A 16136-nucleotide genomic window follows, 5' to 3' on the forward strand; every position below is an offset into this window, starting at 1 on the left:
ATGGCGGCGGTCGCGCGTCCCATCCGCCTGATCGCGGGCTTTATCACTGTCGGTTTCTGGACCTTGGCCAGCCGCATCCTCGGCTTCGTGCGCGACATCCTGATTGCAGCCTATATGGGCACGGGGCCGGTGGCCGAGGCGTTTTTCATCGCCTTTTCGCTGCCCAACATGTTCCGCCGCTTTTTCGCCGAAGGCGCCTTCAACACGGCCTTCGTGCCGATGTTCTCGAAAAAGCTCGAGGCGGGCGAAAACCCGCTGGGCTTTGCGCGTGATGCGTTTTCGGGGCTGGCCAGCGTGTTGATCGTGCTGACGCTTTTGGCGCAACTGGCGATGCCGTGGTTCGTGCTGGCGATGGCGGGCGGTTTCGCGGGCGATATCCGTTTGGAGCTGGCCGTCGATATGGGGCGGGTGGCCTTTGGCTATATCATCTTCATCTCGCTTGCGGCCCTTTTGTCGGGTCTTCTCAATGCGACGGGGCGTTTCGCCGCCGCCGCAGCCGCGCCGATCTTGCTCAACCTGATCTTGATCGCGGCGCTGATCTTGGCCGAAAGCGGGCTTGTGGCCGGGGCCACGATCGCCGTCGACACCCCGACCACCGCTTCGTTGACCGGGTTGCATCACGGAACGCTTCTGGTCTGGGGCAGCGTGTTGGCGGGGATCGCGCAGCTTGCCTTGGTCTGGATCGTGGCCGCGCGGATCGGCTTTCGGTTGGTGCCGCAAATGCCCAAGATCACCCCCGATATGCGGCGTCTGGCCATCATCATGCTGCCCGCGATGCTGGCCGCTGGCGTGGTGCAGGTGAACTTGCTCGTCGGCCGCCAAGTCGGCAGCTTTTTCGACGGTGCCATCGCATGGATGTCGCTGGCCGACCGGCTTTACCAATTGCCGCTGGGCGTGGTGGCGATTGCCATCGGCATCGTGCTTTTGCCCGACCTGTCGCGCCGTTTGCAGGCGGGCGATACCATCGGCGGGCGCGATGCGCTCAGCCGGGCGGGCGAAATCAGCCTTGCCCTGACCGTGCCCGCCGCAGTGGCGCTTTGCGTGATCCCCGCGCCCTTGGTCGCGGTCTTGTTCGAACGTGGCGCCTTTGGCCCCGAAGACACCGCGCAAACGGCGCTCGCGTTGGCGGCCTATGGTCTGGGGCTACCGGCCTTCGTGCTGCAAAAGGTGCTGCAACCGCTTTACTTCGCGCGCGAAGATACGCGCAGCCCATTCCGCTTCGCGCTGGTGGCGATGGTGGTCAATGCGGTCGTCGCGATCGGGCTGTCCTTCGTCATCGGCTTCGTCGGCGCGGCACTGGCCACCAGCGTGGCGGGTTGGACGATGGTCTGGCTGCTTCTGCGCGGCAAGCGCAGCATGGGCGAGGTCGCCCGCTTCGACGAACGCTATCGCGACAGGATGGGCCGGATCATCTTGGCGGCACTGATCATGGGGCTGGGCCTTGTGATCGGCGCGACCGTGCTGGCACCGCTGCTCGGAACGTCGGGCTGGCGCTATATCGCGCTTTTGGTGTTGGTGTTGGGCGGGATGGCGCTTTATGCGGCGGCGGGCCAACTTTTGGGTGCCTTCCGGCTTTCGGAATTCACCAACGCCCTCAGACGGCGCTAGCGCTGCCGCAGCTTGTCCAAAAGCCGCGCGATCCCCCCCGGACGCAGCACAAAGGACAGCGCAAACCCCGCAGCAAAGCCCGACAGGTCGGCCACCACATTGGCGAACTGCCCTTCCAGCAGGCCAAAGAACAGCTGGATCGCCAAAAGCATCCCGATGAGGCCAAAGGCGCGGTAGCGGTTGCCGCCGCGCAAACGGGCCTCGGTCCACATGATGAAGGTAAAGGCCCCGATCAGCCCATAGACACCGGGATACCCCCCGATCAGCGGATAGGGGCTGTCGATCAGCGCAACAAACCCCACCGCCCCGCAGATCGCCGAAGCCCAGAACAGCACCACGAAGGCAAGCGGCGAAAACACCTCGGCCACCATCTTGCCGATGGCGAGAATGAACACCACGACGAATGCCGCATGCACGAACCCGCTATGGATCAGCGGATAGCTGACAAGCCGCACCAGTTCCCCCGGCAACACCTCGCCACGCGCCCGCATATAGGCCGCGATTTCATCGAAAACGGCCCAGTCGCGGATCGCATCAAGCCGCCAACCGACCCCGGCCGCGCCACCCAATAGCCCCATGCTCGCCGCTTGGAACATCAGCTCCAACCCCATGATCACGACCGCCAATGCAATCACCACGGGCGGCAAGGCGTTGAACGGTGATGTCTTGTAGTCTTCCATGCCCGGCCTGCCCTCGGTTGACGCGCTCTGCCCCCGTGGGTAAGCGATGGCGCGGCGCTTGGCCAGTGGGGCGGCGTCATCGACCAGCCAAGGAATGATCATGGCACAGACCGCTTTCACACCGCGCGTGTTTTCCGGCATCCAGCCTTCCGGCGGCTTGACGCTGGGCAATTACCTCGGCGCGATGAAACGCTTCGTCGAGATGCAGGAAGCCGGCACCCATGAGACGATCTTTTGCATGGTCGATCTGCACGCGATCACCGCCACCCTGCCCCCACCCGGGCAACTCCGCCACAACACGCGCGAGCTGTGCGCGGGATTTCTCGCCATCGGCATCGACCCGGAAAAATCCATCCTCTTCAACCAAAGCCAAGTGCCCGAACATGCGCAACTGGCGTGGATCTTCAACTGCATCGCGCGCATGGGCTGGATGGGCCGCATGACCCAGTGGAAGGACAAGGCAGGCAAGAACGCCGAAGCCGCCTCCCTTGGGCTCTTCGCCTATCCCGCGCTCATGGCCGCCGATATCTTGGTCTATCACGCCACCCATGTGCCGGTGGGCGAGGATCAGAAACAGCATATCGAACTGACCCGCGACATCGCGGCCAAGTTCAACCATGACTACGGCGTCGATTTCTTCCCCATCGCCGAGCCGGTGATCGAGGGGGCGGCGACGCGGGTGATGAACCTGCAGGATGGCACCAAGAAAATGTCGAAATCCGACCCCTCGGACAAGACACGCATCAACCTGACCGATAGCGCCGATGAGATCGCCAAGAAGATCCGCAAGGCCAAGACAGACCCCGACCCGCTGCCCGAAGCGCTGGCGGGGCTTGAGGCGCGGCCCGAGGCGCGCAATCTGATCAATATCTACGCAGCCCTTGCCGATACCACCCCCCAAGCGGTGCTGGACCAGCATGCCGGCGCGCTTTTCGGCCATTTCAAGATGGCCTTGGCCGATCTGGCCGTGGACAAGCTCGCCCCCATCTCGACCGAGATGACGCGGCTGATGGCCGACCCCGCCGAGATCGACCGCATCTTGGGACGTGGGGCCGAGCGCGCGCGCGCGATCACCGCGCCGATCCTTGCGCACACCTATGACATCGTCGGCATGCTGCGCAGCTAACGAAAAACCCCGCCTTTTGGGGGCGGGGTCATTCGCTTTTGCGCTGAAAATGCGCCTTACAGCTGGCGTTCCACCATCATCTTCTTGATCGACGCGATCGCCTTGGCCGGGTTCAGCCCCTTGGGGCAGGTCTTGGCGCAGTTCATGATCGTATGGCAGCGATACAGCTTGAAGGGATCTTCCAGATCATCCAAGCGCTCACCCGTCGCCTCGTCGCGGCTATCGATGATCCAGCGATAAGCATGGAGAAGCGCGGCTGGCCCAAGGTAGCGATCACCGTTCCACCAATAGCTGGGGCAAGAGGTCGAACAGCAGGCGCACATCACGCACTCATACAGCCCATCAAGCTTGTCGCGATCCTCGATCGACTGGCGCCATTCCTTTTCGGGGCGCTGGGTCTTGGTCTCGAGCCATGGCATGATCGAAGCATGCTGGGCATAGAAATGCGTGAGATCCGGGATCAGATCCTTGATCACCGGCATATGCGGCAGCGGGTAGATTTTCACATCGCCCTTGATCTCGTCCATGCCGTAGATGCAGGCCAGCGTGTTGATCCCGTCGATATTCATCGCGCAAGAACCGCAAATCCCCTCGCGGCACGACCGGCGGAAGGTCAGCGTGGGGTCGATCTCGTTCTTGATCTTGATCAGCGCGTCCAGAACCATCGGGCCGCAGCTATCCATATCGACCCAATAGGTATCGACGCGCGGGTTTTCGCCATCATCGGGATTCCAGCGATAGATCTGGAACTTGCGCAGATTATTCGCCCCTGCGGGCTTGGGCCAAGTCTTGCCCGTGCGCATACGGGAGTTCTTGGGAAGAGCCAGTTCAACCATGGATCATATCCTCCGGGTCCGGTCGGCGGTCACAAGATCAAGGGCCGCGTCGGCCCCGCACCTGTGAGTTGTCGAAAACAATTGTCATACACGACTTGCGGGTCGCGCCCTGCGATGAAATCGCTGCTGATCGTTACGCTACCCCTTGCCGCCGGCCCGTCCGACCCGACCCCGAAGCCGATCTCGCCACGGGGTTGGACGGCCAGACGCGCACGCTCGCTGCATTGCGCATAAGCATTCTCTTCGCTCACCTGCCCACAGGCCGCGAGCAAGGGCAGCACCAGCACCAAAAGGGGCAGCGCGCGGATCAATAGACCCGCGCCTTGGGCTTGATCTTCTCCAGATCGATACCGCCCTCGTTATGGCCCATCAGCGGGTTCAGATGCACGGGGCGGTAATCCAGATCGACCTTTTCGCCATCGACCACGGCCAGCGAATGCTTGCGCCATGTCTTGTCGTCGCGATCGGGATAATCCTCATGCGCATGTGCGCCGCGGCTTTCCTTGCGCGCCTCTGCCGAAACGATGGTGGCCATCGCGTTTGGCATCAGGTTCGTCAGCTCCAGCGTTTCCATGAGGTCCGAATTCCAGATCATCGAGCGATCCGTGACCTTGATGTCATCCATCTTGGCAGCGACGCCCGTCATCTTTTCCACGCCTTCGGCCAGGGTCTTGTCGGTACGGAACACCGCTGCGTCGGCCTGCATCGTTTTTTGCATCTCGAGGCGCAATTCGGCGGTGGCGATATTGCCCGAAGCATGGCGGATTCCGTCGAAACGCGACAATGCGAAATCGAGCGAGGCTTTCGGCACATCAGGCACCGCGCTGTCGCGGTCGACGACTTCGCCCGCCTTGATCGCGGCGGCCCGGCCAAAGACGACCAGATCGATCAAGCTGTTCGATCCAAGGCGGTTCGCACCATGCACGCTCGCACAGCCCGCCTCGCCCACGGCCATCAGGCCCGGCACGATCGCGTCGGGGTTCTTGGCGGTGGGGCGCAGCACTTCACCCCAGTAGTTCGTGGGAATGCCGCCCATGTTGTAATGGACCGTCGGCAGAACCGGGATCGGTTCCTTGTTCACATCGACACCTGCGAAAATGCGCGCCGATTCCGAGATGCCGGGAAGGCGCAGCGCCAGCGTTTCGGGCGGCAAATGGTTCAGGTGCAGATGGATGTGATCGCCATCCTTGCCCACACCGCGCCCTTCGCGGATTTCCATCGTCATGCAGCGCGAGACCACATCGCGCGACGCCAGATCCTTGTAGGTCGGCGCGTAACGCTCCATGAAACGCTCGCCTTCGGAATTGGTCAGATAACCGCCCTCGCCACGCGCACCTTCGGTGATCAGGCAGCCCGCGCCATAAATGCCGGTGGGGTGGAACTGCACGAATTCCATATCCTGCAAGGGCAAGCCCTGACGCGCGACCATGCCGCCGCCATCGCCGGTGCAGGTATGGGCCGAAGTCGCCGAGAAATAGGCGCGGCCATAGCCGCCTGTCGCCAAGACGACCATCTTGGCGCGGAAGACATGCATGGTGCCATCATCGAGCTTCCACGCCACGACGCCGACACATTTGCCTTCATCATCCATCAACAAATCAGTGGCGAAATACTCGATATAGAATTCGGCATTGTTCTTCAGCGATTGGCCGTAAAGCGTGTGCAAGATCGCGTGACCCGTCCGGTCGGCGGCGGCACAGGTGCGCTGCACCGGGGGGCCTTCGCCGAATTCGGTGGTGTGGCCGCCGAAGGGGCGCTGATAGATCTTGCCATCCTCGGTGCGCGAGAAGGGCACGCCGTAATGTTCCAGCTCATAAACCGCCTTGGGCGCTTCGCGGGCGAGGTATTCCATCGCATCCGTATCACCCAGCCAATCGGACCCTTTGACTGTGTCATACATGTGCCAATGCCAATGGTCCGGCCCCATGTTGCTCAGGCTTGCCGCGATGCCGCCTTGGGCCGCAACGGTGTGCGAACGTGTCGGGAAAACCTTGGTCACACAGGCCGTCTTGAGGCCCTGCTCGGCCATGCCCAGCGTCGCGCGCAAGCCAGCGCCACCCGCACCCACCACGACGACGTCATAGGTATGGGTGTTCAGCTCATAGGCGGGGGAGAGTGTATCTTTCATCTACGTCCTCACAGTGCAATCTGCGCCAGTGCCACCAGCCCGCCTGCGGCAAGCCCGTAGCATAGGATCGTCGTGACGATCAGGCCGACCTTGCGGCTCAACCCACGGAAATAATCTTCGATCAACACCTGCATGCCCAAACGCATGTGGTGCATCCCCACAACCAGATAGGCCGATACGACCAGCGCGGGCATGGGCCGCGACAGGCTGGTCACCACATCGGCATGGGGCTGGCCCAAAAGGCCGCCAATGATGAAAAGGAAGAACGGCGTCAGCAGCAAAAGCGCCACCGAGGTGACCGTCATCGTCCAATGATGCGCGGTCCCCGACTTGGCGGAACCAAGACCCGTCACGCGCTTGCGGTCGGTTACATAGGCCATCATGCCCCCCCTCAGATCGCGATCAAGGTCAGCGCGGTCAGCACGACCGAACCGATGATCATCGCCCAGCCCAGCTTGTCGGACATCGCCACATCAAGCCCGCGCCCGGTATCCCAGATCAGGTGCCGCACGCCGCCCAGCGCGTGATACCATAGCGCCAGAACCGACAGCGCCATCACGATATCGCCCAAGACCGATGTGATCAGCCCGTCGATCACGCTGAAATAAGCGCCACCGCTTGCGGCAGCCATTAACCACCAAACCACCGCGATCGCGCCGACCATCAAACCGTTGCCGGTGATACGCACGAAGATCGAGGTGATCGAGTTCAACTGTGGGCGATAAATCGTCAAATGGGGGGAAAGCGGTCTGTTTCCCCGGTTCACATCGGCCATGGCTGAACCCCTTCCGGCTATTCTCTCAAGGTCTGGCGGTTGTCATGATAATCAATAGCGCCTTTTACGTCACTGTCACCTGCAACGATCGGGCTTATCGGGCCAAGCCTTGGGGCGTAACGCCGCAGATCTGTCTTTTGTGATCACGCTTTTCAATCATGTGATCACGAAGTGGCATTCACCACCTATCATGATGGAATCAACACCCAATAATCCAGATCGAGCAAGACATGCGGTAGGTATTTCCCCGCTGCATCGCGCAGCGCGCCTGCTTGGCCCGCGGCATTCACCGCCACCAGCCGCAGGCGCATCGCCCCCACACCGGGGGCCGTGGTGGGGGCCAGATCCAGCACCTCCGACCATGCCCGAACGGTATCGCCCGCGAAACATGGGTTGGCATGGGCGCCGCCATTGATCGCTACGATCATCTGCGCATTGGCCAGCCCGTTGAAACTCAGCGCACGCGCCAGCGAGATGACATGCCCGCCATAGATCAACCGCCGCCCATCCTCGCGCAGCGTGCCGTCGTAATGGGTCTTGGCGGTGTTCTGCCAAAGCCGTGTCGCCATCATATGCTCGGCATCCTCGATGGTGACGCCGTCGACATGGTCGATCACCTCGCCCACGGCATAATCGCCGATGCGGTGCGGCTCGCCGGCCTGCACAAAATCATAACCCGTGAAATCCAACCCCGCCGGGATCACCAATGTCGCCGGATCGACGACCGATGCCAGTTCCGGCACCACGGGATCGGGCGCCGGGGCCGCCGCATCACGTTTGCGCACCATCACCCAGCGCACATAATCCAGCACCACATCACCATGCTGGTTGCGCCCCTCGCTGCGGACATAGACCACCCCGGTCTTGCCGTTGGAGTTCTCTTTCAGCCCGATCACCGTCGAGCGCGAGGTCAGCGTATCGCCGGGCCAGACAGGCGCATGAAAGCGCCCCTCCGCATAGCCCAGATTGGCCACCGCATTGAGCGAGATATCGGGCACCGTCTTGCCGAAGACAGTGTGAAAGGCGATCAGATCATCCATCGGACTGGCCTTGAGCCCGCAGGCCCGCGCGAATTCATCCGAGGAATGGATTGCCCCGCGCGCAGGGTAAAGCGCGTGATAAAGCGCGCGCTCACCGCCCGATACGGTGCGCGGCACGGCATGGGCGATCACCTCGCCCAGCCGATAATCCTCGAAAAAACGGCCGGCATTGGTTTTGGTCGCCGCCATCCTATTGCGCCCCCAGCTTCATCTCGGGGCTATAGGGCGCGTCGATCTCCTTGGTCACGGCCTGCCCGCAGCGCATCACGCCGCGCGCCGCATCGAAAGACATCACAGGGTCGCCATGCAGCACCCAGCCCTTCGACAGCGCCTCGGACACCTTGTGGCAAAAGGTTGAGGTGTCATCCTCGGTCAGCAAACGATAGATCTTCATCCCAGCCTCACATCGGGAAAGGGTAATAGCCAAGCCATGTGTGGACCCATGCGACGACGCCATAAAGCACCGCACCCACGCCAAAGGCGATTGCATCCTTCAGCACGCTGGTATCAGTGGGCCGCTCCCATGCGCGGTTGGCGCGGTTGATCAAGATGACCGATACGACCGCCCAAGCCAGCATGCCGCCAAACAAGATGATCGAGGCCAGATCGCCATTCACCAAAAGATGCGCCACCGCCCAAGCCTTGACGCCCGTCAACTGCTTGTGACGCACCCGCGCGGCCATCGTGCCGTTGATCGACGACAAGGCAAAAAACCAAAATCCGATCAGGATCAACAGGTTGGCGATATGCGTCATGAAGGCGGGCGGCACCCAGACGGCGGCGAAGCCCGCGTTGCGGTAGCCGATCACCATCGCCACCACGCCCAACAGCATGATCAGCGACAAGATCCCCTTGCCCTTGTCACCCCAAGCCGCGCGTTTCTCGGGCGCCAGCCGTCTGACCCAATGCCCCCCCGCGAACAGACCGATCCCGATGATCAAAACCAGATAACCCATCACGCGACATCCCCTTGTGCTTGCTCTGCCGCTGCAATCGCATCGGCTTTGGCCAGTGTAGCACGGGCCGTTTCGACATGCAGGTTTTCCACGATCTTGCCATCGACGACCGCAACCCCCTGACCTTGGGCCAGCGCCGCCTCATAGGCCGCGATCTGACGCCGGGCCAGATCGACCTCGTCCGCACTGGGGCCAAAGGCGGCATTCGCGATCGCCACCTGCGCCGGGTGGATCAGTGTCTTGCCATCAAAGCCGAAATCGCGCCCCTCGGCGCATTCGGCGGCCAAGCCTTCCTCGTCCTTGAACGCGTTATAGACCCCGTCGACACAGATGATGCCCGCCGCGCGTGCCGCCAACAGGCAATGCTGCAAGGCCATGGTCATGGCACCGCGCGTGCGCGATCCCAGATCCTTGGCCAGATCATTGGTGCCCATCACGAACCCCGCCATGCGCGGCGCGCGCGCGATCTCGGCGGCGTTCAAGATGCCGATGGGCGTTTCCATCATCGCCCAAAGCTGCGTGTCCTTTGCCGCCGGGATCGCGTCGAGCATTCCGGCCACTGCCGCCACATCGGCCGCCGATCCCACCTTGGGCAACAAAATCGCCTCCGGCCCGACAGCGGCAATCGCGGCCAGATCGTCGGCGCCCCAAATCGTGTCCATCCCGTTGATCCGTACGATCTGCGCCCGCGCGCCGTAGCCGCCTTGCGCCAGCGTCGCGGCCAACAGCGCGCGCGCATTGGCCTTTTCCTCGATGCTGACCGCGTCTTCCAAATCGAAGATGATCGCATCGACGGCCAAGCCGCGCGCCTTTTCCAGCGCACGGTCGCGCGATCCGGGAATATAAAGAACGGAACGGTAAGGGCGTGCGCGAAGGTCCATCGACCACCTCCTTCTCGGCAGGCTGGGGCAGTTCTCGGCGTCCGAGGGATCACAGCTTGGCCGCGAAGGCAAGCCTTGGCATGCCGCATCGCAGCAAAATAATGTCGCAAGGGGCGCGCTTGGCGCAAGAAAACACCAAGCCCCTCCCCTTCACACGATGTTAACCGAGATGAGGCATCTTCAGGATCGGTGCGGCGCTGCGAAGCTGCCGCTTGTGCGAGACGGGCGTGATGCCGATGCTCCTTGCCCCGCGCGCACGCCCTTTGTGAAAGGGTTGCCGATGTTTCGGATATGTCTTCTTCCCGCCGTAGTCGCGCTGGTCGCAATGCTTTGGCCTCATACACCCGTCATGGCGCAGCAGGCGATGATCTGCGGCCAGCGCGACCAGATCATCGCCCAGCTACAGGCCCGCTTCGGCGAAGAGCGGCGCTCGATGGGGTTGGCGGGCCGCAACAGGATCATCGAGCTTTATGTCTCCGACAACACGGGCAGCTGGACCATCACCATCACCGGCGTCGACGGGATCACTTGCCTGATCGCTTCGGGGCAGCATTTCGAAAGCTTCGCCCCCACCCCGCGCGGTCAGAACCTCTAGCCCCATCACATCAACCCATCCCAAAGCAGCTTGAGCCCCGTCAGCATCAAGGCGGTATAGGCCACCATGAAAAACGCCCGCTCGGGGATCAGCTTATGCGCCTTGACCCCGATCAACGTGCCAAGGAGTGCAAAGGGAATAAGCGCCGCACTCCACCCCAATAGCTGCCATGAGAACAGCCCCAGCATGGTATAAAGTGCCGCCTTCATCGCATTGACCACCCAGAACACGATCACCGAAGTCGCGTGATAGCGCGTCTTGTCGATACCGCCTTGGCCCAGCATGAATACCGCGAATGGCGGCCCGCCCGCATGGGCCACAAAGCTGGTGAAGCCCACGCCGATACCCGCGACCCAGCCCTTGCGCCGGTCGAACCCCGTAGGCCGTGGCGCGATCAGCCCCCGCGCTAAGGCGATCCGAAACAGCGGAAACCCCACCGCCACCACCCCGATCAGCACCCGGATCGCATCGGCCGAGACAATGCTGAACAGCGCCGCCCCCAGCGCCAGCCCCGGCACCGCCCCGGTCAGGATCGCGCCCGCCGATGGTTTGTCCCAGCGGCCCCAATAGGCGCGCACCGCTGCGACATCGATCGCCATCAAGACCGGCAGCATCAAGGCCAGCGCAACGCCCGGCTCGATCACGATGGCCAGAATCGCCGACCCTGCAAATCCCAGCGAACCGCCGAAACCGCCCTTGGATATGCCCGCCAGCAGCGCCCCGAGCGCGGCCAGCCCAAAGATCCACCCTTCCAGCACGGTTCATCCTTTCCCAAGTGTTTCAGGGGCTTGCCCAAATGCAGCGGCCTGTGGCCGCGCAGTGGGGCTTTCCGCCGCGCTGCAGCAGACTTGCGCAAGACACGGCGCAGGGCTACGCCATCGCCGATATCAATGAGGGACTTGGAGATCAATCTCATGGCCAGACCCAAGATCGCGCTGATCGGCGCCGGTCAGATCGGTGGCACTCTTGCCCACCTCGTCGCGCTCAAGGAATTGGGGGATGTCGTCTTGTTCGACATCGCCGAGGGCACACCACAGGGCAAAGCACTCGACATCGCCGAAAGCGGCCCGTCGGAACGCTTCGATGCCAAGCTCAAGGGCACCAACGACTACGCCGATATCGCAGGCGCCGATGTCTGCATCGTCACCGCAGGTGTGCCGCGCAAACCCGGCATGAGCCGCGATGACCTCTTGGGCATCAACCTCAAGGTCATGAAATCGGTGGGCGAAGGCATCGCCAAGCATGCCCCAAAGGCATTCGTGATCTGCATCACCAACCCGCTTGATGCGATGGTCTGGGCACTGCAGAAATTCTCGGGCCTTCCCCCCCACATGGTTTGCGGCATGGCCGGCGTTCTCGACTCTGCGCGCTTCCGCCATTTCTTGGCCGAAGAGTTCGAAGTATCGATGAAAGACGTCACCGCCTTCGTTCTCGGCGGGCATGGCGACACGATGGTCCCCTCGGTGCGCTATTCCACCGTCGCTGGCATCCCGCTGCCCGATTTGATCGAGATGGGCTGGACCACCAAGGAAAAGATGGATGCCATCGTGCAGCGCACGCGTGATGGTGGCGCGGAAATCGTAGGCTTGCTCAAGACCGGCTCGGCCTTCTACGCGCCCGCGACATCGGCCATCGAAATGGCCGAGGCTTTCCTCAAGGACCAAAAGCGCGTCCTGCCCTGTGCGGCCCATTGCGATGGCGAGTTCGGCTTGAAAAAGATGTATGTCGGCGTGCCCACCGTGATCGGCAAAGGCGGGATCGAGCGTATCGTCGAGATCAAGCTGACCAAGGACGAACAGGCGATGTTCGACAATTCGGTCGCCGCGGTGAAAGGCCTTGTCGACGCCTGCAAGGCAATCGACGAAAGCCTCGCCTGATGATTTTCGCGGCGGCCCCCGATCCAAGGGGCCGCCGCACCCCCAGACGCGCCAGATGACGCGGCCCCCCTCCCCCTATCTCGAACCCGGCTTTTACGACCGCGCGCTGCGCGATGGTCGCCACCGCGACATCGTCGGCGGGCGGTGGGACGAAACGGGTCGGCTGCAAATGGCGCTGCTCACGGCCCAAGGGCTGAAACCCCATCACCAGCTTCTCGATGTCGGTGCCGGATCGCTGCGGCTGGGCTGCAAGGCGGTGCCTTACCTCGACCCCGGCCATTACTGGGGCACCGACGCAAGCCGCGCCTTGATGCTGCGTGGCCGCGAAGTGGAACTGCCCGACCCCGACTGCCTGCCTGCGGATCACCTTGTGGAAGACGCCGATTTCGCCTTTCCCGGCCTGCCTGATCGGATGGATTACGTGATCGCTTTCGGCGTCTTCACCCATCTGCCCACCCACCAGACGGCAGATGCGCTGGCCAAGATCGCTCGCCGCTGGCCTGCCCCGCGCGTCTTCTTGTTCACCGTCTTTCTCGCCCCCGCGGGGCAAGAGGGTGCAAGCCTGCGCCAGCCCGATGGCGTCGTCACCCACCCCGACCGACCGCCCTATCACCTTACCGAAACCATGCTTCAGGCGATGGCGGATGCGGCAGGCCTAACCATCACCCGCCAGCCAGATCGCCTGCCCCGCGGACAGGTCTTGTTCTGCGCCTGAGCGGGGCGTTTTCCTTCAGGAAAACGTCAAGAAAAACTGCAGTTTTTCCATTCAGAAGACGCGCGTTTTCCGCCCCCCGTTGACAAGCCGGGCTTTGGGCGCAGAGTGCGGGGACGAGAGAACCGGGGGGAAAAAGATGCGCGATTTCGACAATGAATTGGAACAGCGGCTGGTCCGCTACGCCGCCATCGACAGCCAATCCGACATGGACAGCCCCGCGCAACCCTCGACCGGCATCCAGCACGCGATGCTCGACCTGATGGTGGCCGAACTACACGACATCGGCGCGGCCGATGTGACCAAGACCCCCTATGGCACTGTCATCGCCACCATCCCCGGCAATGCCCCCGGCCCCACCATCGGCTTTCTCGCCCATGTCGATACCGCGCCGCAGTTCAACGCCACCGGCGTGAAGCCTCGCGTGATCCGTGGCTACAACGGCGGCGCGATCAGCTTTCCCGATGCCCCCGATCTGACGCTGTCGCCCGATGATTTCCCCTATCTCGCAACCAAGATCGGCGAGGATGTCGTGACCGCCTCCGGCACCACGCTTTTGGGTGCCGATGACAAGGCGGGCATCGCCATCATCATGACCGCCGCCCGCCACCTGATCGCCAACCCCGAGCTGCCGCGCCCCACGATTCGCATCGCCTTCACCCCCGACGAGGAAATCGGCCGCGGCGTCGACCCGAAACTCCCCGCCGATCTGGGTGTCGATTTCGCCTACACCTTCGATGGCGGCGACGCGGGCGAGATCGTTTACGAGACCTTCAGCGCCGATTTTGCAGTCGTCACCGTCACCGGCGTATCGATCCACCCCGGCGAAGCGACGGGCAAGCTGGTCAACGCGATCCACCTCGCCTCCCGCATCGTGCAAACCTTGCCGCAGGCGACAATGACGCCTGAAACCACAGCGGATCGCGAGGGGTTCATCCACGCCGTCGACATGAAGGGCAGCGCCGATCAAATGGTCGTCCGCTTCATCTTGCGCGATTTCGAACGTGATGGCCTGGCGGCCAAGGGCGATCTTGTCCGCCAAGTCTGCGCCGCCATCGCCGCCACCGAACCACGCGCCAGGATCGATGTGCAGATCACGCCGCAATACCGCAACATGCGCTACTGGCTCGAAGATGACATGTCGCCCATCGACCTCGCCCGCACAGCCCTGAGCGAGATCGGCGTCACCCCGATCGAGGCGGTGATCCGCGGCGGCACCGATGGCTCGCGCCTGACCGAAATGGGCGTGCCTTGCCCCAACCTGTTTACCGGCATGCAGAATGTGCATGGCCCGCTCGAATTCGTCTCGGTGCAGGATATGGCGCTTGCGACACGGCTGATGCTGCAGATCGCGGCGCGCGCCGTGGCGTGAGTCGGTTCCGCATACAATTGCATACCATCAACACGGTTAACTTGTGATCACAGCTTTTCTGGCTGTGATCACAAATGTCGGTTTTTTCCCGAAATGGCCTCTTTTCGGCGAAAAATGCGTTTCATTGCGCCCCTTGGTTGTGCTTATGCCCTATCAAACACCACCAAGGACGGGACAGTTTCATGAACATTCATGAATACCAGGCGAAGGCGCTTCTTCGGCAATACGGCGCACCGGTCAGCGATGGCCGCGTGGTTCTCAAGGCGGAAGACGCCAAGACCGCAGCAGGAGAGATGGACGGGCCGCTTTGGGTCGTCAAAGCTCAGATCCATGCTGGCGGTCGCGGCAAGGGCCACTTCAAAGAGGCCGACGCCGGCGAAAAGGGCGGCGTGCGCCTTGCCAAATCCGTCGAGGAAGCCGCCGAGGAAGCCAAGAAAATGCTTGGCCGCACACTGGTCACCCACCAGACCGGCCCAGCGGGCAAACAGGTCAACCGCATCTACATCGAAGACGGCTCGGGCATCGAGCGCGAGCTTTACCTTGCCCTTCTCGTCGATCGTCAGACCAGCCGCGTTTCTTTCGTCTGCTCGACCGAAGGCGGCATGGATATCGAAGAGGTCGCGGCCCACACCCCCGAAAAGATCCTGTCCTTCTCGGTCGATCCGGCCACCGGCTACCAGCCCTATCATGGCCGCCGTATCGCCTACTCGCTCGGCCTACAGGGCAAGCAGGTCAAGGAATGCGTCGCGCTGATGGCCCTGCTCTACAAGGCTTTCATCGAGCGCGACATGGAAATGCTCGAGATCAACCCGCTGATCGTCACCGATGAGGGCAGCCTCAAGGTGCTGGACGCCAAGCTGGGCTTTGACGGCAATGCCATGTACCGCCAACCCGACATCATGGCGCTGCGCGACGAGACCGAGGAAGACCCCAAGGAACTCGCCGCTTCGAAATACGACCTCAACTACATCGCGCTGGATGGCGAGATCGGTTGCATGGTCAACGGCGCGGGCCTTGCGATGGCCACGATGGACATCATCAAGCTCTACGGCTCGGAACCGGCCAACTTCCTCGATGTGGGCGGCTCGGCCACGAAAGAGAAAGTGACCGAGGCCTTCAAGATCATCACCTCCGACCCCAACGTCAAAGGCATCTTGGTCAACATCTTCGGCGGCATCATGCGTTGCGATATCATCGCCGAGGGCGTTGTCGCCGCCGTCAAGGAAGTGGGCCTGAAGGTGCCGCTTGTCGTCCGGCTCGAAGGCACGAATGTCGACAAGGGCAAGGAGATCATCAACACCTCCGGCCTCAACGTCATCGCCGCCGACAACCTGTCGGATGCGGCCGAAAAGATCGTGAAAGCGGTCAAGGGCTGAACGAGGGGCATCCCAGCATGCGGCTGAACCGGATCACCGCCACATTTCCGCAACCCGCCTTGGCGGCGCATCGGCCCATGCCGACACGCCCCGCAGTGGGGATCGGTCGGCGGCGCGCGATCTGGTCGGCGCTGCACCTCTTGGGGGCTGGCATTTTCGTGCTGGCCATGCTGA

The 16136-nt window shown here is 62.5% G+C and carries 18 protein-coding genes; 7 read left to right on the plus strand and 11 right to left on the minus strand.

Annotated elements, in window-relative coordinates:
* Complete coding sequence (gene murJ / locus ACTG4J_RS01550; protein WP_439136734.1) at nucleotides 1–1608, plus strand: murein biosynthesis integral membrane protein MurJ; 1608 nt, start codon at nucleotides 1–3, stop codon at nucleotides 1606–1608.
* On the opposite strand, the gene ACTG4J_RS01555 is transcribed toward murJ, so the two are convergent.
* Nucleotides 1605–2390, minus strand: a complete 786-nt coding sequence (locus ACTG4J_RS01555) for a rhomboid family intramembrane serine protease (RefSeq protein WP_439136735.1) — start codon at nucleotides 2388–2390, stop codon at nucleotides 1605–1607. The genes murJ and ACTG4J_RS01555 overlap by 4 nt on opposite strands.
* Here ACTG4J_RS01555 and trpS point away from each other — a divergent pair.
* On the plus strand, nucleotides 2389–3414 hold the full coding sequence (gene trpS, locus ACTG4J_RS01560) for a tryptophan--tRNA ligase (protein ID WP_439136736.1): 1026 nt from the start codon (nucleotides 2389–2391) through the stop codon (nucleotides 3412–3414). The genes ACTG4J_RS01555 and trpS overlap by 2 nt on opposite strands.
* 56 nt (nucleotides 3415–3470) lie before the next feature.
* On the opposite strand, the gene ACTG4J_RS01565 is transcribed toward trpS, so the two are convergent.
* From ACTG4J_RS01565 to ACTG4J_RS01605, 9 genes are all read right to left on the minus strand, one after another.
* Nucleotides 3471–4250 (minus strand): succinate dehydrogenase iron-sulfur subunit, encoded by a 780-nt coding sequence (locus ACTG4J_RS01565; RefSeq protein ID WP_213685352.1) that lies wholly within the window; start codon nucleotides 4248–4250, stop codon nucleotides 3471–3473.
* A 29-nt stretch (nucleotides 4251–4279) separates the two neighbouring features.
* Nucleotides 4280–4561, minus strand: coding sequence for a hypothetical protein (locus ACTG4J_RS01570; protein WP_439136737.1), 282 nt, complete (start codon nucleotides 4559–4561; stop codon nucleotides 4280–4282).
* Nucleotides 4558–6378: a succinate dehydrogenase flavoprotein subunit gene (gene sdhA / locus ACTG4J_RS01575; RefSeq protein WP_439136738.1), complete on the minus strand. Its 1821-nt coding sequence runs from the start codon at nucleotides 6376–6378 to the stop codon at nucleotides 4558–4560. The genes ACTG4J_RS01570 and sdhA overlap by 4 nt, the downstream gene beginning before the upstream one ends.
* 8 nt (nucleotides 6379–6386) lie before the next feature.
* Nucleotides 6387–6758 carry a succinate dehydrogenase, hydrophobic membrane anchor protein gene (gene sdhD, locus ACTG4J_RS01580; RefSeq protein ID WP_439136739.1) on the minus strand — a complete coding sequence of 124 codons (372 nt, stop codon included), beginning with the start codon at nucleotides 6756–6758 and terminating at the stop codon, nucleotides 6387–6389.
* 11 nt (nucleotides 6759–6769) lie between these two features.
* Nucleotides 6770–7153, minus strand: a complete 384-nt coding sequence (gene sdhC, locus ACTG4J_RS01585) for a succinate dehydrogenase, cytochrome b556 subunit (protein ID WP_439136740.1) — start codon at nucleotides 7151–7153, stop codon at nucleotides 6770–6772.
* 188 nt (nucleotides 7154–7341) lie between these two features.
* Nucleotides 7342–8382, minus strand: a complete 1041-nt coding sequence (locus ACTG4J_RS01590; RefSeq protein WP_439136741.1) for a MaoC family dehydratase — start codon at nucleotides 8380–8382, stop codon at nucleotides 7342–7344.
* A gap of 1 nt (nucleotide 8383) precedes the next feature.
* Complete coding sequence (locus ACTG4J_RS01595; protein WP_439136742.1) at nucleotides 8384–8587, minus strand: DUF1737 domain-containing protein; 204 nt, start codon at nucleotides 8585–8587, stop codon at nucleotides 8384–8386.
* A 7-nt stretch (nucleotides 8588–8594) separates the two neighbouring features.
* Entirely contained in the window at nucleotides 8595–9149 is a 555-nt protein-coding gene (locus ACTG4J_RS01600) for an NnrU family protein (protein WP_439136743.1), read from the minus strand.
* Nucleotides 9149–10030, minus strand: a complete 882-nt coding sequence (locus ACTG4J_RS01605) for an HpcH/HpaI aldolase/citrate lyase family protein (RefSeq protein ID WP_439136744.1) — start codon at nucleotides 10028–10030, stop codon at nucleotides 9149–9151. The genes ACTG4J_RS01600 and ACTG4J_RS01605 overlap by 1 nt, the downstream gene beginning before the upstream one ends.
* A 325-nt stretch (nucleotides 10031–10355) precedes the next feature.
* On the opposite strand from ACTG4J_RS01605, the gene ACTG4J_RS01610 reads away from it, so the two are divergent.
* On the plus strand, nucleotides 10356–10625 hold the full coding sequence (locus ACTG4J_RS01610) for a hypothetical protein (RefSeq protein WP_439136745.1): 270 nt from the start codon (nucleotides 10356–10358) through the stop codon (nucleotides 10623–10625).
* Between the two features lie 5 nt (nucleotides 10626–10630).
* Here ACTG4J_RS01610 and ACTG4J_RS01615 read toward each other — a convergent pair whose 3' ends face one another.
* Nucleotides 10631–11383: a sulfite exporter TauE/SafE family protein gene (locus tag ACTG4J_RS01615; protein WP_439136746.1), complete on the minus strand. Its 753-nt coding sequence runs from the start codon at nucleotides 11381–11383 to the stop codon at nucleotides 10631–10633.
* A 156-nt stretch (nucleotides 11384–11539) separates the two neighbouring features.
* Between ACTG4J_RS01615 and mdh the strand changes: the two genes are divergently transcribed.
* The 4 genes from mdh (at nucleotide 11540) to sucC (ending at nucleotide 15962) form a co-directional block, all read left to right on the plus strand.
* On the plus strand, nucleotides 11540–12502 hold the full coding sequence (gene mdh / locus ACTG4J_RS01620; RefSeq protein WP_439136747.1) for a malate dehydrogenase: 963 nt from the start codon (nucleotides 11540–11542) through the stop codon (nucleotides 12500–12502).
* A gap of 55 nt (nucleotides 12503–12557) precedes the next feature.
* Nucleotides 12558–13217: a class I SAM-dependent methyltransferase gene (locus ACTG4J_RS01625; RefSeq protein ID WP_439136748.1), complete on the plus strand. Its 660-nt coding sequence runs from the start codon at nucleotides 12558–12560 to the stop codon at nucleotides 13215–13217.
* 136 nt (nucleotides 13218–13353) lie between these two features.
* Nucleotides 13354–14586 carry a peptidase T gene (gene pepT, locus ACTG4J_RS01630; protein ID WP_439136749.1) on the plus strand — a complete coding sequence of 411 codons (1233 nt, stop codon included), beginning with the start codon at nucleotides 13354–13356 and terminating at the stop codon, nucleotides 14584–14586.
* A gap of 182 nt (nucleotides 14587–14768) precedes the next feature.
* Complete coding sequence (gene sucC, locus ACTG4J_RS01635; RefSeq protein WP_439136750.1) at nucleotides 14769–15962, plus strand: ADP-forming succinate--CoA ligase subunit beta; 1194 nt, start codon at nucleotides 14769–14771, stop codon at nucleotides 15960–15962.
* Nucleotides 15963–16136 lie beyond the last annotated feature (174 nt).

Origin of the sequence: Roseicyclus sp., from assembly GCF_965662675.1 — a bacterium.
Classification (GTDB): domain Bacteria; phylum Pseudomonadota; class Alphaproteobacteria; order Rhodobacterales; family Rhodobacteraceae; genus Roseicyclus.